The sequence below is a fragment of the Streptomyces sp. NPDC006296 genome (assembly GCF_040613235.1).
Lineage (GTDB): Bacteria > Actinomycetota > Actinomycetes > Streptomycetales > Streptomycetaceae > Streptomyces.
The window spans coordinates 87,589-106,154 of record NZ_JBEXRT010000025.1; the positions used below are offsets into that span (position 1 = coordinate 87,589).

12 protein-coding genes are annotated in these 18,566 nt (G+C 72.4%); 10 read left to right on the forward strand and 2 right to left on the reverse strand.

Features of this window, described 5'->3' with window-relative positions; all coding sequences use genetic code 11:
* Window positions 1-166: 166 nt before the first annotated feature.
* From ABZ172_RS19085 to ABZ172_RS19100, 4 genes are all read left to right on the forward strand, one after another.
* Complete coding sequence (locus ABZ172_RS19085; RefSeq protein ID WP_356884887.1) at window positions 167-2,275, forward strand: phosphocholine-specific phospholipase C; 2,109 nt, start codon at window positions 167-169, stop codon at window positions 2,273-2,275.
* A 273-nt stretch (window positions 2,276-2,548) separates the two neighbouring features.
* Window positions 2,549-4,768 (forward strand): efflux RND transporter permease subunit, encoded by a 2,220-nt coding sequence (locus tag ABZ172_RS19090; RefSeq protein ID WP_356884888.1) that lies wholly within the window; start codon window positions 2,549-2,551, stop codon window positions 4,766-4,768.
* A gap of 102 nt (window positions 4,769-4,870) precedes the next feature.
* Window positions 4,871-5,425 (forward strand): GNAT family protein, encoded by a 555-nt coding sequence (locus ABZ172_RS19095; RefSeq protein ID WP_356884889.1) that lies wholly within the window; start codon window positions 4,871-4,873, stop codon window positions 5,423-5,425.
* A gap of 41 nt (window positions 5,426-5,466) precedes the next feature.
* Entirely contained in the window at window positions 5,467-6,168 is a 702-nt protein-coding gene (locus tag ABZ172_RS19100) for a hypothetical protein (protein ID WP_356884890.1), read from the forward strand.
* A 107-nt stretch (window positions 6,169-6,275) separates the two neighbouring features.
* On the opposite strand, the gene ABZ172_RS19105 is transcribed toward ABZ172_RS19100, so the two are convergent.
* Window positions 6,276-7,451, reverse strand: a complete 1,176-nt coding sequence (locus ABZ172_RS19105) for a PQQ-dependent sugar dehydrogenase (protein WP_356884891.1) — start codon at window positions 7,449-7,451, stop codon at window positions 6,276-6,278.
* 286 nt (window positions 7,452-7,737) lie between these two features.
* Window positions 7,738-8,694 (reverse strand): aldo/keto reductase, encoded by a 957-nt coding sequence (locus ABZ172_RS19110; RefSeq protein ID WP_356884903.1) that lies wholly within the window; start codon window positions 8,692-8,694, stop codon window positions 7,738-7,740.
* 131 nt (window positions 8,695-8,825) lie between these two features.
* Between ABZ172_RS19110 and ABZ172_RS19115 the strand changes: the two genes are divergently transcribed.
* The 6 genes from ABZ172_RS19115 (at window position 8,826) to serA (ending at window position 18,511) form a co-directional block, all read left to right on the forward strand.
* The gene (locus ABZ172_RS19115) at window positions 8,826-9,776 is read left to right on the forward strand and encodes a 2-hydroxyacid dehydrogenase (RefSeq protein ID WP_356884892.1); all 951 of its coding nucleotides are present in this window, start codon (window positions 8,826-8,828) and stop codon (window positions 9,774-9,776) included.
* 264 nt (window positions 9,777-10,040) lie between these two features.
* Window positions 10,041-12,875 (forward strand): EAL domain-containing protein, encoded by a 2,835-nt coding sequence (locus ABZ172_RS19120; RefSeq protein WP_356884893.1) that lies wholly within the window; start codon window positions 10,041-10,043, stop codon window positions 12,873-12,875.
* Window positions 12,876-13,092: 217 nt separating this feature from the next.
* Window positions 13,093-14,964 (forward strand): acetolactate synthase large subunit, encoded by a 1,872-nt coding sequence (locus ABZ172_RS19125; RefSeq protein WP_356884894.1) that lies wholly within the window; start codon window positions 13,093-13,095, stop codon window positions 14,962-14,964.
* Between the two features lie 22 nt (window positions 14,965-14,986).
* The gene (ilvN, locus tag ABZ172_RS19130; RefSeq protein WP_103760243.1) at window positions 14,987-15,514 is read left to right on the forward strand and encodes an acetolactate synthase small subunit; all 528 of its coding nucleotides are present in this window, start codon (window positions 14,987-14,989) and stop codon (window positions 15,512-15,514) included.
* Between the two features lie 103 nt (window positions 15,515-15,617).
* Window positions 15,618-16,619, forward strand: coding sequence for a ketol-acid reductoisomerase (gene ilvC, locus ABZ172_RS19135; RefSeq protein ID WP_356884895.1), 1,002 nt, complete (start codon window positions 15,618-15,620; stop codon window positions 16,617-16,619).
* Window positions 16,620-16,918: 299 nt separating this feature from the next.
* Window positions 16,919-18,511, forward strand: coding sequence for a phosphoglycerate dehydrogenase (gene serA, locus ABZ172_RS19140; protein WP_356884896.1), 1,593 nt, complete (start codon window positions 16,919-16,921; stop codon window positions 18,509-18,511).
* Window positions 18,512-18,566: the final 55 nt, after the last annotated feature.

An 18,566-nucleotide genomic window follows, 5' to 3' on the forward strand; every position in this document is an offset into this window, starting at 1 on the left:
CCGTGCCGCCCGCGCTGCCCCTGCCACGCCGCTCGTGACGGGTCGTGCCGTGCGCCCGCCGTGCCGCCCGCGCGGAGACGTTCACCGCCAGGCCGTGCGGCGGTCTTCCCGCAGCCACCCGTCGTGACTAGCTTCCCAGGCGTAGACACGGAACCGGGAGGCTCACTTGACGACGGACATGTCACGGCGGCGGCTCTTCGCGCTCGGGGGCGGCGCGCTCGGCGCCGCGGCGGCGGGATCGTTCCTGCCCCCGTCGCTCCAGGCGGCGCTCGCCGCAGGGCCCCCGGCCGGGCAGTCCGGTGGTGCGGGGCTGGACGCCATCGACCACGTGGTGATCCTGATGCAGGAGAACCGTTCCTTCGACCACTACTTCGGGACGCTGCGCGGCGTGCGCGGCTTCGGCGACCGCAACGCCCTCGAACTCCCCTCCGGCAGGCCCGTCTTCGAGCAGCCGGGACCGGCCGGTACCACCGTCCTGCCGTTCCCCGTGCGGGAGGCGGCGGAGGCGCAGAAGAAGGACCTGCAGTACATCGGCGCCCTCGACCACTCCTGGAGCGGTGGCGCCAGAGCCTGGTCCGAGGGCTGGATGGACGGCTGGGTCACCGCGAAGACCGCCGCGACCATGGCGTACTACGACCGCGACGACATCCCGCTGCACCACGAACTCGCCGACACCTTCACGGTGTGCGACGCCTACCACTCCTCGATCCACACCTCCACCAGCCCGAACCGCAACCACCTGTGGAGCGGCCGGACGGGCGACGAGGCCGACGGCAGGCGCGCCGTGGGCAACGACGCCTACGACGAGGGCACCCACCCCGGATACGACTGGGGCACGTACGCGGAGCGGCTGGAGAAGGCCGGGCGGAGCTGGCGGACGTACACCGAGTGGGAGAACTTCACCGACAACCAGATCGAGTTCTTCGCCACCTTCAAGGCCGTCGCCCGCAAGGCGCTGGCCAGGACCGGCGGGCACACCTACATGGAGTCCTTCTACGCCGTCGTGCGTGAGGCGGACGAGGCGGAGCGGGAACGGCTGCTCGGCCTGCTCGACGAGGGCGTAGCCGCCCTGACCCCCGCCGAGCGCAGCCTGTTCGAGCGCGGGCTGCGCCGGGTCCCGACGGGCACGCTCGTCGACGCGTTCGCCCGGGACGTCGCGGCCGGGACCCTGCCCGAGGTCTCCTACCTGGTCCCCTCCGCGGTGGACTCCGAGCACCCGAGCGTCTCCTCACCGGTACACAGCGCGACCGTCGTCTACCGGGTGCTGGACGCGCTCGGCCGGCACCCCGACGTGTGGCGCCGCACCGTCGTCCTCATCAACTACGACGAGAACGACGGCTTCTTCGACCACGTCCCGCCGCCGGTCGCCCCGCCCGAGGTGACCGAGGAGCACTGGGAGGGCCATCCCACCGGACTGGGCGTGCGGGTGCCGCTGCTGGTCGTCTCGCCCTGGTCGGTCGGCGGACACGTCTGCTCCGAGGTCTTCGACCACACCTCCGTGATCCGCCTCCTGGAGCGCTGGACGGGAGTCGCCGAGCCCAACATCGGTGCCTGGCGGCGCCGGGTCACCGGTGACCTCACCTCGGCCTTCGACTTCACCCGTGCGCGGCGGCAGCCGGAGACGCGGCGCCCGGCCCCGGTACCGCCGTTCGGCGGCCGGTGGCAGCCCGAGCCGCCGGCCCGCCAGCGGATGCCCGTCCAGGAGCCCGGCACCCGCCCCGCCCGGCCCCTGCCCTACCAGCCCGACGCCCGGGCGACGCTCGTGGACGGCGGGCTGCGGGTGGACCTCAGCAACACCGGCCGGTCCTCGGCGCACTTCGCCCTCTACCCCTACGCCGGGGAGTTCCCCGCTCCGCAGCACCGGGACGTCAGGGGAACGGACCGCTGGACGGTGCCGCTGGACGGCCAGGGGTACCGCTTCACGGTCACCGGGCCGAACGGCTTCCGCCGGGAGTTCGAGGGCGCGGCCGTCGGCGGCGCCGAGGTGTCCTCCCGACTCGACGCCCACGAGCGGGACCTGCACCTCACGCTGCGGAACCACGGCAGGCGGACGCTCACCTTCACCGTGCGGCCGCTCGGATACGTCGACGAGGACGACCTGCGGAACTGGAGCCGGACGATCCGGGTCAAGCCGGGGCGCAGCCGCACCGTCGTGCACTCCGCGGCCGACGCCCACGGCTGGTACGACGTCGAGGTGACGGCGGACGAGCGCGGCTCCTTCCGGCGCCGGCTGATGGGCCACATCGAGAACGGCCGGCCGAGCGTCTCCGGCTGACCGGCGGCGACGGGGCGGCCCGGGCCCGCTGAGGGCCGTACCGCCGCCCAGGCGCGGAAGACGCGGGGCCGGAGGAGCGCACGGCGCGGAAGACGCGAGGCCGGAGACGCGGGGACGGAGGCGCGCACGGGGCGGAGGCCGAGCCGTGTGACCATGCCCACGAAAGGGGCACAACGCCGGAAACGGCTGACACAGTGAGGCTCTCAGGTCATGTGACTTCGTGGGATGTCCGCGTATGTCCCCCGTGGTCCACGAACCCCAGGAGCCCGTCCGTTGGCCGCCATCGCACGCTGGTGCCTCAGGCACCGCCTCGCCGCCGTCCTCATCTGGCTGTTCGCCCTCGGGGGCGTGGCCACGGCCGCGGGGTTCGCGGGGTCCGCCTACTCCGACGACTACGAGGTGCCGGGCACCGAGTCGGGCCGTGCCGGTGAACTCCTGCAGGCGGGGTTCGCGGACCTCGGGGGTGACACCGCCACCGTCGTCTGGCACACCCCGGCCTCCACCGTCCGCGACGGGACCGTCGAGCGGGCGATGACCGGCACGCTGCACACGATCGCCGCGCTGCCCGGAGTCGGCGACGTCACCGGCCCCTACGAGGAGGCGTCGCAGGGGCAGATCAGCGCCGACGGACGCACCGCCTACGCGACCGTGACGCTCGACCACCGGGCCGGTGCGCCGCCGCCCGGGCAGGCCCGGGCGCTCGCCGACACCGCGCGGGAAGCCACCCGTGAGGGACTCCAGGTCGAGATCGGCGGCACCGCCGTCGCGGCCACCGAAGCCCCGGTGTTCCACCTGAGCGAGGTCGTCGGGGTGGCCGTCGCCGCGGTCGTCCTCTTCCTCGCCTTCGGATCACTGGCTGCGAGCCTGCTGCCCCTCGCCACCGCCCTCGTCTCCGTCGGCACGGCGTACGCGGGCATCGTGCTGCTCGGCCATGTCATGACCGTCGCCGACTTCGCGCCGATGCTCGGCATGCTCATCGGGCTCGGGGTCGGGATCGACTACGCCCTCTTCATCGTCACCCGGCACCGCCGGGGGCTGCGGCGCGGCCTGTCCGTGCACGAGGCGGCCCGCAACGCCGTCGCGACCACGGGCCGCGCCGTCGTGTTCGCCGGCGCCACCGTCTGCGTCGCCCTGCTCGGCATGCTGGTCCTGCGGCTCGGCTTCCTCAACGGCGTCGCGGTCGCCGCCTCCCTCACGGTGGTGCTGACCGTCGCGGCCTCCGTGACCCTGCTGCCCGCACTGCTCTCCCTCATCGGCATGCGCGCCCTGAGCCGCCGCGAACGCGCCAGACTCGCCGAGCACGGCCCGGTGAGCGAGCGGGCCACCGGCTTCGCGGCCCGGTGGTCGGCCTTCGTCGAGCGCCGCCCCCGGCTGCTGGGAGCGGTCGCCGCCGCCCTCATGGCGGTCCTCGCGGTGCCCACCCTCTTCCTCCACCTGGGCACCTCCGACCAGGGCAACAACCCCGCCGCGACCACCACCCGCCAGGCGTACGACCTGCTGGCCGACGGGTTCGGCCCGGGCGTCAACGGACCGCTGACCGTCGCCGCCCACCTCGACGGAGCCGACGACCGGCTCGCCCTCGACGGGCTGCCCGCCGTGCTGCGGGGCACCGACGGCGTCGCCTCGGTGAGTCCGCTCACCTACAACGGCAGCGGTGACACCGCGTTCCTCAGTGTCGTCCCCGAGACCTCGCCGCAGTCCCTGCGGACCAGTGAACTCGTCGACCGGCTGCGCGACGACGTCCTGCCGCCCGTCGCCGAGGCGACCTCGCTCCGGATGTACGTGGGCGGGGTGACGGCCGGACACGACGACTTCGCGGAGATCATCATCGGCAAGCTGCCGCTCTTCGTCGGGGTGGTGATCGGGCTCGGCTGCCTGCTCCTGCTGCTGGCGTTCCGGTCGCTCGCCGTGCCCCTCAAGGCCGCGGTGATGAACGTGGCCGCCGTGGCCGCCTCCTTCGGCGTCGTCGTCGCGGTCTTCCAGTGGGGGTGGGGGAGCGAACTGCTCGGGCTGGGCAGCGCGGGCCCGATCGAGCCCTTCCTCCCCGTGATCATGGTCTCGGTGCTCTTCGGGCTGTCGATGGACTACCAGGTCTTCCTCGTCGGCCGGATGTACGAGGAGTGGCGGGAGACCGGCGACAACCGCCGGTCCGTCCGGGTCGGACTGGCCGAGACCGGCCGGGTGATCAACTCCGCCGCCGTGATCATGATCTCGGTCTTCCTCGCCTTCGTCCTCAGCGGCGACCGCGTCATCGCGATGTTCGGCATCGCGCTCGCCGCCGCCGTCGCCCTCGACGCGTTCGTCCTGCGCACCCTGCTGGTGCCCGCCCTGATGCACCTGCTCGGAGGTGCCAACTGGTGGCTGCCCGCCCGGCTCGACCGGCTCCTCCCGCACATCAGCATCGAGCCGCCGGACCGCCCGGTCCCGCGTGCGAAGATCCCGGGGGAGCGCACCGGAGAGGCCGGCCTGCCGGCCGCACAGCGCGTGCACTGAGCTTCAGCGCCGGACGCCGGACGCCGGACGCTGACGAACAGCGACCGACGCCGACAAACGCTGACAAACGACGACGAACGACGACCAACGAGGAGAGCCACTGTGTTCACGGTGTCGCTGGGGGACGACGGGGCGGAGCTCCGCCCGCTGGAGCCCTGGCAGGCGGAGGAGTTCCTGACCCACATGGACCGGGCCAGGGCCCTGGTCGACCCCTGGATCCCGTTCGCGTCCGCCGCCACGGACCTGGCCTCCGCCCGGACGCTGCTCCAGCGGTACGCGGACCAGCAGGCGGCCGACAGCGGCCGGCTCTACGGCATCTGGCTGGACGGCACCCTGGTCGGCGGCGTCCTCTTCCGGACCTTCGAGGCGAAGAACGGCACCTGCGAGATCGGCTGCTGGCTGGAGGCCGCCGCGGAGGGCCGTGGCCTGGTCACCCGCGCGGCCCGGATCCTGATCGACTGGGCCGTCGACGTGCGGGGCATGCACCGGGTGGAGTGGGTCGCCTCCTCGGCCAACCGGCGCAGCCTCGCGGTGGCCGAGCGGCTCGGCATGACCCGCGAGGGGGTGCTGCGCGAGGCGTATCCGTACCGCGGCAAGCGCCACGACGAGGAGATCTGGGCCGTTCTCGCACCCGAGTGGCGTAACGGACGGGGCTGAGGGGCCCCTGATTAAGGAGGTTCTCATAGAGGCCCCCTAGCGTGCGGCGCATGAACACCTCCCCCTCCACCCCGACCACCGACGACACCGAGGAGACGCAGGCGGCGCACGGAACCGCCACCGCACCGGACGCCACCGCCCCGGCGGAGACGGCCACCGCACCCCGGGTGACGAAGCAGGCCGACTCCCCGGAGGCCGTCGTTCCGGACGGTGTCGCACCGGGCGTGACCGCGTCCGACGTGACCGACATGGACGTGGCCGCGACGGACGCCGCCGCGGAGGACGGCCGCGAGACCGACCTGACACCCGACCCGTACGCCGACGCCGAGGCGGCCGCGGCCACCGGGGCCGGCACCGGCGCGGCGGCCGTGGTCGCCGCCGGACTCGGCATCGTCTCGCTCTCGGGCGCCTGGACCGGCCGCGTGGCCGCCGAACGCGAGACCCTGATCGGCCAGATCAAGACCTCCGGCGGCGGCAGCGCCGCCCAGCAGATCTCCGAGATCTACGGGGACGCCTGGCACAGCACCGCCCTCGTCAACGGGATCTTCGCCCTGCTCGCGCTGATCGTCGGCGTCTTCGTGCTGGTGCGGCCCGCCTTCGGTGCCCCCTCCGTGCTTCCGCAGGCCGGCTGGGTGCGCTCCGTCGCCCTGGCGGGCATCGCGCTCGGGGTGCTCGGTCTGCTGATCTCCGTGGGGATGTTCTTCGACCTCTTCGTCGCCCTGCCGTCCGCCGCCGGGGGCTGAGCCCCCGCCCGCCGCCGGACCCGCCCGGACCGGACCGCCTGCCGGCACCCCGCCTGCCCGGTACCGGTCCGCCGGTCGCCGGGCCGGCCGGGTCCGGCGGTGCGTCGCTACCGCACCTTCAGCAGCAGGATCCGGTCGTCGCCCGCCTTGGGGGTACCCCGCCCGTCCGTGTTGCTCGTGACCAGCCAGAGCCTGTCGCCCCCCGCGGCGACCACGGTGCGCAGCCGGCCGTACTTCCCGGTCAGGAAGGCCTGGGGGTCGGCCAGCGGCTGTCCGTCGGCCCGGCCCGACAGCGGGATCCGCCACAGCCGTTCACCCCGCAGCCCCGCCATCCAGATCGACCCCTCGGCGTACGCGATGCCGCTCGGCGAGGCCTGCGAGGTCTTCCACTCGGCCACCGGATCGACGAACCCGGACTTCCCCCGCTTCCCCTCGACCTCGGGCCAGCCGTAGTTCCCGCCCGGCTCGATCAGATTCAGCTCGTCCCAGGTGTCCTGCCCGAACTCGGACGCCCAGAGCCGCTTGCTGCTGTCCCAGGCCAGCCCCTGCACATTGCGGTGCCCGGAGGAGTAGACCGTCGAGTCGCCCCCGGGATTGCCGTGCACGGGCTCCCCGTCCGGCGTCATCCGGAGGATCTTCCCTCCGAGGGAGGACGCGTCCTGGGCCAGCCCCGTGTCCCCGGTCTCCCCGGTGCCCGCGTACAGCATGCGGTCGGGCCCGAACGCGATCCGGCCGCCGTTGTGGATGGCCCCCTTCGGAATGCCCCGCAGGATGGTGTCCGGGGCTCCCAGCTGCCGGCCGGCGGGCTTCTTCTCGTCGTACTGGAGGCGGGCGATCCGGTTGTCCGACTCGGTCGTGAAGTAGGCGTAGACGAGATGGTCCGCGCCGAAGGTCGGGGCGACCGCGAGGCCGAGCAGGCCCCCCTCACCCGCCGGTGCGACCCCCGGGACCGAGCCCAGCAGGGTCTTCTTCCCGCTCTCCCCGTCGACGCGGGTGACGGTCGCCTCGTCCCGCGAGCCGACCAGCAGGTCGCCCCCGGGCAGGGCGGCGACGCCCCACGGCGACGCGAGGCCGTCCGCGAGCGTCTTCACCACCTCGACCGAGCCCTCGGCCGGCGGCAGCTCCGCCGACGGGCTCGCCGTGGCCGGCGCGGAGGTGGGGGCCGCCGGGGGCGACGCCCCGTCACCGGCGGCCGGGCCGTCGGCGGACGAGCAGGCGGACAGCAGGAGGCAGGCCGAGGCGAGCAGGGCCATCACACCCCTGCGGAGCACGGGAGTTTGCACAGCACCGATCCTTTCGACGGTCGTACGACCACTGTTCCTACCCCGAGGACGGGTCACGGGTTCCCGGTCCCGGCTCATTCTCCCGTCCGCGGCCCCCGGATCCACGGTGCGCGGCCCGGACGCGGCCGCCCCGGACGCGGGTTCACCCGCGCACGGCCCGGGGGCGTCGCCCCGGACGGCACGGACCCGGGGCCCCGGCGTGCGCGCCCCGGGCCGTCGTCACGGACGCGGCCCCGGGCCCACGGTCCGCGCCCCGGCCGAGGCCGGCCGGGGCGGGCCTGCGGCGTCAGTCCCAGGACCCGCGGGCCCGCGGCAGCGCGGCAATCTCGGCCAGGTCCCGGTCCGTGAGCACCAGCTCCGCCGCTCCCGCGTTCTCCACGGCCCACCGCTCGTGTTTCGCGCCGGGCACGGGCACCACATGGGGACCCTGCCGCAGCACCCAGGCCAGGGCGACCTGGGCGGTCGTGGCGTCGTGCCGCTCCGCGATCCTGCGCAGCCCCGCCACCACGGGCTGGTTGGCCGCCATCATCTCCGCGGTGAAGCGGGGGTGCCTGGCCCGCGGGTCGTCCGGCTCGAAGCCCTGGCCCGGCTTGAGCGTCCCCGTGAGGTAGCCGCTGCCCAGCGGCATCGCGGCCAGCACGCCCACCCCCCGGGCCTCGCACCAGGGCAGCAGATCCGCCAGCGCCTGCGGCGACCACACGGAGAGCTCCGCCTGGACCGCGCTGACCGGGAAGACCTGCTGGACCCGTTCCAGCTGCCGGACGGTGCCGTCGTGCATCCGGGCCCCCCGACCGCGTCCGGCCCTGGCGCCCACCGCGCACAGTCCCAGCGCCCGCACCTTGCCGGCGGTCACCAGCTCCGCCATCGCTCCCCAGGTCTCCTCGACCGGCACCTCGGGATCCGCCCGGTGCAGTTGGTACAGATCGATCACGTCGGTCTGCAGCCGTCGCAGCGAGGCGTCACAGGCCCGGCGCACATAGCCGGGACGTCCGTTCGCCACGATGTGCTGATCGCCCACGAGCAGACCGCACTTCGTGGAGAGGAAGGCCTCGGACCGGCGCCCCCGGAGCGCCCGCCCGACGAGCAGCTCGTTGGTGAACGGCCCGTACATGTCGGCGGTGTCGAGCAGTCGGACGCCCGCGTCCAGCGCGGCGTGCACGGTCCGCACCGAGCGGTCACCGCGCTGCTGCGACGTGCTGTAGGCCCAGCTCATCGGCATACAGCCCAGCCCGACCGCACCCACGGCGAGTGCCGCCGCACCGATAGTCCTGCGCTCCAACTCCCCGGCCCCTCCCTCGATTCCATGATCACGGACCCCGTCCGCACCCCAAAGTAGCCGCTGTGGTCCGGTGCCCTTCGCATAGCCTCGTGACCATGACTACCGCACCTGCCAAGGACGTATGGCTGCCCTTCGCGGCCGAGGAGATCGACGGCCTCCCGGAGGGCCTCGACTACCGCTTCTGGGACGGCGGCCGGGAGTACCCGGCGGACCCCGACGACTGCGCGTTCTACGTCGTTCCGTACATGAAGGGCTCCGAGGTCGCCGTCCGCCCCCTGGAGGCGATGAAGGCCGTCCAGGTCGTCCAGACCCTCTCGGCGGGCATAGACCACGTCCAGCCGGGGCTCGCCCTGCTGCCCGCCGGAGTCCGGCTGTGCAACGCCCGGGGCGTGCACGAGGCGTCGACGGCCGAGCTCGCGCTCGCCCTGGTCCTCGCCTCGCTGCGCGGCTTCCCCGGCTTCGTGCGCGGCCAGGACGCGGAGGAGTGGCGGTCCGGCTTCTACCCGGCCCTCGCCGACAAGTCCGTCCTCGTGGTGGGCTACGGATCGATCGGCGAGGCCATCGAGGACCGGCTCGAACCCTTCGAGTGCGCGCGGGTGGTGCGCGTCGCGCGCTCCGCGCGGACGTCCGCGCGCGGTCCCGTGCACGCGATGGAGGCGCTTCCGGAACTGCTCCCGGAGGCCGATGTCGTGATTCTGTCCACCCCGCTGAACCCCTCCACCCGCGGGCTGGTGGGGCCCGGCTTCCTCGCCGCGATGCGGGACGGCGCGCTGCTCGTGAACGTCGCCCGGGGCGCCGTCGTCGACACCGGCGCCCTGCTCGCCGAGCTCGAATCCGGGCGGCTGCGCGCCGCACTCGACGTGACCGACCCCGAACCCCTGCCCGCCGGCCATCCTCTCTGGCATGCTCCCCACACACTGATCTCTCCTCATGTGGGTGGCAGCACCTCGGCGTTCCTGCCCCGGGCCAAGCGGCTGCTGGCCGGACAGCTCACCCGCTTCGCCGCGGGGGAGCCGGTCGGCAACCTCGTCCTCACGACGGACTGACCGCGCCCCGCAGCCGTCCGGGAGCACCGCGGCCCGGCAACACCCCAGGTCGTCACGGAGAGTAGAGGAACTATGTCCCTGAGTGACGACTCTGGTGTATCGTCCACAAGAGGGCAGCGTCGTGGAAGGGACGGCGCCGGGGAGGAAGTGGATCGCGAGGGGGCGATGGGCGATGTTCGGCCAGTGGAGATACGGACCGGCGCGGCGGGACGGACGGCGGAGGCCGGCGGCGGGGACGCCGGGGCCGGTCGGAGGGGCTCTCCGGTGAGCGCCCTCGGGGGTCTTCTCTCCCAGCGGCAGACCGCCGAGCGGGCCACGGGAGTGCGCACCCAGCTCGTCCTCGCCGTCGTCTGCGCCGGATACGCGGTGGGAGCCGTGTGCGGCTGGGGATCACCCGGATTCGCCCTGTTCATGGGGGACTTCGGCCTCAGCATCGCCGCCCTGATCGCCGCCGTCTCCTGCTTCCTGTACGCCCGCGCGGGCGGTGCCCGTCTCCGGCCCGCCTGGCTGCTCTTCTCGCTCTCCTCGGCCATGGCCGCCGGGGGCAACGCGGTCTGGGGATGGTACGAAGTGGTGCTGGGCCGGGGGGTCCCCACCCCCTCCCTGGCGGACCTCTTCTTCCTCTGCTTCGCCCCGCCCGCCATCGTCGGGCTGCTGGTCCTCGCCAAACGCCCCGTCACCCGGGCGGGCTGGGTCTGCCTGGTGCTGGACGCCTGGCTGATCGGCGGATCGCTGCTGACGCTCTCCTGGAGCCTCGCCCTGGCGCACACCGCACAGGTCGCCAACGCCGAGGGGGAGAGCGTCGCGAGGGCGGCCCTCTCGCTGGCCTACCCGCTGCTGGACATCGTCCTGGTGTCCATGGTCCTGGCGCTCCACTTCCGGCGGGTCAACGTCAACCGGTCGGCGGTCAACACGGCCATCGCGGGTCTCGCCCTGACCGTGCTGTGCGACGCCCTGTTCACGGCCCCGCTGCTGCGCTCGGCCTACCACTCCGGCCAGTTGCTGGACGCGGGCTGGTTCGCCGGCTCCCTGCTCCTCGCGTACGCCCCCTGGGGTGCGCACCGCGGCCAGGACAACGCTGTCGAGGCCCCCGCCGTCCCGGAGCCGCGTGCGGTGAGCCGCCCGATCGCCGGGTCGCTCGCCGCCCTCACGCCCTACCTGGCGGCGGCGGTCTGCACCCTCGGCATCCTGTACAACGTCGTCGAGGGGCGCAGGGTCGACCGGGTCGTGGTCCTCACCGGCTGCACGGTCGTGCTCGCCCTGGTCCTGCGACAGGCGATCATGCTCCTCGACAACATCGCGCTCACCCACGAACTGGCCCAGAAGGAGAACCACTTCCGCTCCCTGGTGCAGGGCTCCAGCGACGTCATCATGATCGCCGAGCCGAGCGGGGTGCTCCGCTACGTCAGCCCCGCGGCGGCCGGGGTCTACCGGCGGGAGGCCGAGGACCTCGTCGGCACGGAGCTGTCGTCGATCATCCACCCCGACGACCTCGGGGGAGTCGTCCACGAGCTGCGGCGCTTCCTCGCCGCACCGGCGCGCGAGAAGCCCACCACCCGGATCGAGTGCCGCTTCGGGGCCGGCACGGGCGACTGGCTGCACGTCGAGTCGACCGTCAACCGCCACCAGGGCGGCCTGCTGCTCAACAGCCGCGACGTGACGGAGCGGGTCAGGCTGCAGGCGCAGCTCCAGCACAACGCCGAGCACGATCCGCTCACCGACCTGCCCAACCGCGCCCTCTTCACCAGCCGCGTCGGCAAGGCGCTCGGGGGCCGCCGGGCCGGGGACCCCGGCACCGCCGTGCTCTTCATCGACCTCGACGGGTTCAAGGCGGTCAACGACTCCATCGGCCACCAGGCGGGCGACGAACTCCTCATCCAGGCCGCGCGCCGCCTCCAGGAGTCCGTGCGCACCTCGGACACCGCGGCGCGCCTCGGGGGCGACGAGTTCGCCGCGCTGATCGTCGGTGACGGGACGCGCGACCAGGCCGCCCGGGAGTACCAGGTCCACGAGATCGCCGACCGGCTGCGGCTGCGGCTCTCCCAGCCGTACCGGATCGGCACCGGCGAGGTGCGGGTGGCGGCCTCCATCGGGGTCGCCTTCGCGGAGCCCTCCATCACGCCCAAGGACCTCATGCGCAACGCCGACCTCGCCATGTACCGGGCGAAGGCGGGCGGCAAGGACCGGGTCGAGCTGTACGCCCCCCAGATGCAGGCCGACGTGGTGCGCCGCTCCGAGCTCGCCGCGCGGCTGCGCACGGCCCTGCGCGAGGGCGAGTTCGCCCTGCTGCACCAGCCCGTCGTCCATCTGGCCAGCGGGACGGTCGCGGCCGTCGCGGCCCAGGCCCGCTGGCGCTCCGCGCAGGGCCTCCTCTTCACCCCCGCCGAGTTCCTCCGGGTCTCCGAGGGCAGCGAACGCGCCGCCGAGCTCGGCACCTGGCTGCTGGAGGAGGCCGTCGAGCAGGCGGCCGACCGGTTCCGGGCCGGGCACCCGGTCTCCGTCTCCGTGCGGGTGTCGGCGGCCCGGCTGCTGGACCGGGCCCTGCCGCCGGGCTCCGTCGAGGAGCTCCTGACCCGGCACGGCCTGCCCTCGGGCGCCCTGATGATCGAAGTGGGCGACAACGACCCCCGGATCTCCTTCGACGAGCTGGAGCAGCGGCTGGTCGCCCTGCGCCGCCTCGGGGTCCGGATCGCCCTCGACGGCTTCGGCAGCGGGTACGCCGCGGTCCACGCGCTGCGCCGGCTGCCCGTCGACGTGCTGAAGCTGGACCGGTGCCTGGTGGAGGGGGTTGTCGAGTCGGCGCGGCTGCACAAGATCACCAGCGGGCTGCTGCGCATCGCGGGAGACCTCGGCATGCAGTCGGTGGCCGACGGCGTGGACATGCCCGAACAGGTGCGCGTACTGCGGGCCATGGGGTGCACCCACGGGCAGGGGATGGCCTTCGCCGGGCCGCTGGACGAGTACCGGCTGCGGCGCACTCTGACCAGGGGGAAGTTCCCCGTCCCCGGTGTCGGCCCGGTCGCCCGGACGGTGCTCGCGGGCGGGGCCATCCCGCTCCAGGGCCGCTCACATGATGAGACGGCCGTCCCACCCACTTGACACCGTGTGCGTGCCGGAGAGAGGGTCAATGCCATGCGCACCCGAATTCTCGTACTTGGAAAGCGCGTCGGCTGAAGCAGGGTCACTCATGGACACCCTGCAGACCGCACCGGCGCGCTCCCCTCGCTTGCCTCACGGCACGAGGGGTTTTTTGTTGCACCGGGGCCGCTCAGAACCCCGCAAAAACACCGCATAAACCCTCAGCTTCGAGAAGAGAATGCCGATGACCGAGCAGGCCACCGGGGCCCAGCACCCGCAGCCGCGGGCCCGTAACGGCGGACCGTCCTCCGCCTCCGTTGAGCACCTCACGGGCGCGCAGTCCCTCATCCGCTCGCTCGAGGAAGTCGGCGCCGACACGGTATTCGGTCTCCCCGGCGGCTGCATCCTGCCGGCCTACGACCCGCTGATGGACTCCACCCGGGTCCGCCACGTGCTGGTCCGCCACGAGCAGGGCGCGGGGCACGCCGCCACCGGCTACGCGCAGGCCACCGGCAAGGTCGGCGTCTGCATGGTCACCTCGGGGCCCGGTGCGACCAACCTCGTCACCCCGATCGCCGACGCCGCCATGGACTCCGTCCCCATGGTCGCGATCACCGGTCAGGTGGCCTCCGCCGCCATCGGCACGGACGCCTTCCAGGAAGCCGACATCTGCGGCATCACCATGCCGATCACGAAGCACAACTTCCTGGTCACCCGCGCCGAGGACATCGCGCACACCGTCGCCGAGGCCTTCCACATCGCCTCCACCGGCCGCCCCGGACCGGTCCTGGTCGACATCTCCAAGGACGCCCTGCAGGCCAGGACGACCTTCAGCTGGCCCCCGACGATGGACCTGCCCGGCTACCGCCCGGTCACCAAGCCGCACGCCAAGCAGATCCGCGAGGCCGCGAAGCTGATCGCCCAGTCCAAACGCCCCGTCCTCTACGTCGGTGGCGGCGTCCTCAAGGCCGGTGCCACCGCCGAGCTGAAGGTCCTGGCAGAGCTCACCGGAGCGCCCGTCACCACCACCCTGATGGCGCTCGGCTCCTTCCCCGACAGCCACCCGCTGCACGTGGGAATGCCCGGCATGCACGGTTCGGTCACCGCCGTCACCGCGCTGCAGAAGGCCGACCTGATCGTCGCGCTCGGGGCCAGGTTCGACGACCGCGTCACCGGCAAGCTGGACAGCTTCGCCCCGTTCGCCAAGGTCGTCCACGCGGACATCGACCCGGCCGAGATCGGCAAGAACCGTGCCGCCGACGTCCCGATCGTCGGCGACGCCCGCGAGGTCATCGCCGACCTCGTCCAGGCGGTCCAGGCCGAGCACACCGAGGGCACCACCGGCGAGGCCGCCCGGTCGGGGTACGCGTCCTGGTGGAAGGACCTCAACCGCTGGCGCGAGACCTACCCGCTCGGCTACGACCTGCCGGACGACGGCAGCCTCTCGCCGCAGCAGGTCATCCAGCGCATCGGCGAACTCGCCCCGGACGGGACGATCTTCGCGGCGGGCGTCGGCCAGCACCAGATGTGGGCCTCGCACTTCATCCAGTACGAGCAGCCCGCCACGTGGCTCAACTCCGGCGGCGCCGGGACCATGGGGTACGCCGTCCCGGCCGCCATGGGCGCCAAGGCGGGCATGCCCGAGCGCGCGGTCTGGGCGATCGACGGCGACGGCTGCTTCCAGATGACCAACCAGGAACTCACCACCTGCGCGCTCAACAACATCCCGATCAAGGTCGCGATCATCAACAACGGCGCCCTCGGGATGGTCCGCCAGTGGCAGACCCTGTTCTACAACCAGCGCTACTCCAACACCGTGCTGCACTCCGGCGCGGACAGCGACGGCGTCCCCGCCAAGGGCACCCGCGTCCCGGACTTCGTCAAGCTGTCCGAGGCCATGGGCTGCCACGCGATCCGCTGCGAGGACCCGGCCGACCTGGACAAGGTCATCGCCGAGGCCAACGCGATCAACGACCGCCCGGTCGTCGTCGACTTCATCGTCCACGAGGACGCCATGGTCTGGCCGATGGTCGCCGCCGGCACCTCCAACGACGAGGTCATGGCAGCGCGCGGCGTCCGCCCCGACTTCGGCGACAACGAAGACGACTGAGAGACAGAGAGAGACCGACTCCATGTCCAGCAAGCACACGCTCTCCGTCCTGGTCGAGAACAAGCCCGGCGTCCTCGCCCGGATCACGGCCCTGTTCTCCCGGCGCGGCTTCAACATCGACTCGCTCGCGGTCGGTACCACCGAACATCCCGACATCTCACGCATCACCATCGTCGTGAACGTCGAGGGCCTGCCCCTGGAGCAGGTGACCAAGCAGCTCAACAAGCTGGTCAACGTCCTGAAGATCGTCGAACTCGAGCCCACCGCAGCGATCCAGCGGGAGCTCGTCCTGGTGAAGGTCCGCGCAGACAACGAGACCCGCTCCCAGATCGTCGAGATCGTCCAGCTGTTCCGCGCCAAGACCGTGGACGTCTCCCCGGAGGCCGTCACGATCGAGGCGACCGGGGGCGCCGACAAGCTGGAGGCCATGCTCAAGATGCTCGAACAGTTCGGCATCAAGGAGCTCGTCCAGTCCGGCACCATCGCCATAGGGCGCGGCGCGCGCTCGATCACCGACCGTTCCCTGCGCGCACTCGACCGCACGGCGTGAACCCCGGGCCGCCTCGCCGCTCGTATGGCGAGACCCGGCAACGTATCCGACGCACCCCGCCGTACGGTGGGACGCAACACCTGCACACCAAGGAGAAGACCCAGTGGCCGAGCTGTTCTACGACGACGATGCCGACCTGTCCATCATCCAGGGCCGCAAGGTCGCGGTCCTCGGCTACGGCAGCCAGGGCCACGCCCACGCGCTGTCGCTGCGTGACTCGGGTGTCGACGTCCGTGTCGGTCTGCACGAGGGCTCGAAGTCCAAGGCCAAGGCCGAGGAGCAGGGCCTGCGCGTGGTCACCCCGTCCGAGGCCGCGGCCGAGGCCGACGTCATCATGATCCTCGTCCCGGACCCGATCCAGGCCCAGGTCTACGAGGAGTCCGTCAAGGACAACCTCAAGGACGGCGACGCGCTGTTCTTCGGCCACGGCCTCAACATCCGCTTCGACTTCATCAAGCCGCCGGCCGACGTCGACGTCTGCATGGTCGCCCCGAAGGGCCCCGGCCACCTGGTCCGCCGCCAGTACGAAGAGGGCCGCGGCGTCCCGTGCATCGTGGCCGTCGAGCAGGACGCCACCGGCAAGGGCCTGGAGCTCGCCCTCAGTTACGCGAAAGGCATCGGTGGCACCCGCGCCGGCGTCATCAAGACGACCTTCACCGAGGAGACCGAGACCGACCTGTTCGGTGAGCAGGCCGTCCTCTGCGGTGGCACCGCCGCTCTGGTCAAGGCCGGTTTCGAGACGCTGACCGAGGCCGGCTACCAGCCGGAGATCGCGTACTTCGAGTGCCTCCACGAGCTGAAGCTCATCGTGGACCTCATGTACGAGGGCGGCCTGGAGAAGATGCGCTGGTCCATCTCGGAGACCGCCGAGTGGGGCGACTACATCACCGGCCCGCGCATCATCACGGACGCCACCAAGGCCGAGATGAAGAAGGTCCTCGCCGAGATCCAGGACGGCACGTTCGCCAAGAACTGGATGGCCGAGTACCACAACGGTCTGCCCAAGTACAACGAGTACAAGAAGAGCGACAGCGAGTCGCTGCTGGAGACCACCGGCAAGGAGCTGCGCAAGCTCATGAGCTGGGTCGACAACGAGGACGCCTGAGGCGTCGCCGGGGGCGGGTCCGCAGCGGACCCGCCCCCGGCCCCGGTCGGCCCCGCACCCCGTGTCACTGCGGGACGGGGCGGGGTGGTGGCACGCCGGCGGCGCGGGTCCGGACGGACCGTTCGTCCCGTGCGAGTGATCCTTTTCCCAAGGCGCTGTCAGCGCCCGGCCGCATGACTACACTGCTGAACACATACACGCGTCAGGGCCCACAGTGTCGTGCGTCTTTCACGCGGCTAGCCCCTCCACCGCCTGCGGCCGTCGGGACGGCCGTCCGCACTGGACTTGTGAGGACACACGTGAGCCCGAAACCTGTCGTACTCATCGCCGAAGAGCTGTCGCCCGCCACGGTCGAAGCCCTGGGTCCGGACTTCGAGATCCGGCACTGCAACGGCGCGGACCGCGCCGAACTCCTCCCCGCGATCGCCGACGTCGACGCGATCCTGGTGCGCTCCGCCACCAAGGTCGACGCCGAGGCCATCGCCGCGGCGAAGCAGCTCAAGGTCGTCGCCCGTGCCGGTGTCGGCCTGGACAACGTCGACGTCGCCTCGGCCACCAAGGCCGGTGTGATGGTGGTCAACGCGCCGACGTCCAACATCGTCACCGCGGCCGAGCTGGCCTGCGGCCTGCTCGTCGCCACCGCGCGCAACATCCCGCAGGCCAACACCGCCCTGAAGAACGGCGAGTGGAAGCGCTCCAAGTACACGGGTGTCGAGCTCAGCGAGAAGACCCTCGGCGTCGTCGGCCTCGGCCGCATCGGTGTGCTCGTCGCGCAGCGCATGTCCGCCTTCGGCATGAAGATCGTCGCGTACGACCCCTACGTGCAGCCCGCGCGGGCCGCGCAGATGGGCGTCAAGCTCCTCACGCTGGACGAGCTGCTGGAGGTCTCCGACTTCATCACGGTGCACCTGCCCAAGACCCCGGAGACGCTCGGCCTGATCGGCGACGAGGCGCTGCACAAGGTGAAGCCCTCGGTGCGCATCGTCAACGCCGCGCGCGGCGGCATCGTCGACGAGGAGGCGCTCGCCTCCGCCCTCAAGGAGGGCCGGGTCGCCGGCGCCGGCCTGGACGTGTACACCAAGGAACCCTGCACGGACTCCCCGCTGTTCGAGTTCGACCAGGTCGTCTGCACCCCGCACCTCGGCGCCTCCACGGACGAGGCGCAGGAGAAGGCGGGCATCGCGGTCGCCCGGTCCGTCCGTCTCGCCCTCGCCGGTGAGCTCGTGCCCGACGCGGTCAACGTCCAGGGCGGGGTCATCGCCGAGGACGTGCGTCCCGGACTGCCGCTCGCCGAGAAGCTCGGCCGGATCTTCACCGCGCTCGCGGGCGAGGTCGCGGCCCGCCTCGACGTCGAGGTCTACGGCGAGATCACGCAGCACGACGTGAAGGTGCTCGAACTCTCCGCGCTCAAGGGCGTCTTCGAGGACGTCGTCGACGAGACGGTGTCCTACGTCAACGCCCCGCTCTTCGCGCAGGAGCGCGGCGTCGAGGTGCGCCTCACGACCAGCTCCGAGTCGCCGGACCACCGCAACGTGGTGACCGTCCGCGGCACGCTGTCGAGCGGCGAGGAGGTCGCGGTCTCCGGCACGCTGGCCGGCCCCAAGAACCTCCAGAAGATCGTCGCGATCGGCGAGCACGACGTCGACCTGGCGCTCGCCGACCACATGGTCGTCCTGCGGTACGAGGACCGTCCGGGCGTCGTGGGCGCGGTCGGCAAGATCCTCGGCGAGGCCGGCCTGAACATTGCGGGCATGCAGGTCTCGCGGAAGGACGCGGGCGGCGAGGCGCTGGTCGTCCTCACCGTCGACGACACGATTCCGCAGCCGGTGGTCACCGAGATCGCCGACGAGATCGGAGCCACCTCGGCGCGTTCGGTGAACCTCACCGACTGAGCGAGGTGTGACACGGCCGCGCCCGGCCGACGGATCCCGGATCCGTCGGCCGGGC

Bases quoted from the DNA above. Each gene is read 5' to 3' on its own strand.
- ABZ172_RS19115 (WP_356884892.1), top strand. From the start codon at position 8,826: ATGACTACCGCACCTGCCAAGGACGTATGGCTGCCCTTCGCGGCCGAG.
- ABZ172_RS19125 (WP_356884894.1), top strand. From the start codon at position 13,093: ATGCCGATGACCGAGCAGGCCACCGGGGCCCAGCACCCGCAGCCGCGG.
- ilvN (WP_103760243.1), top strand. From the start codon at position 14,987: ATGTCCAGCAAGCACACGCTCTCCGTCCTGGTCGAGAACAAGCCCGGC.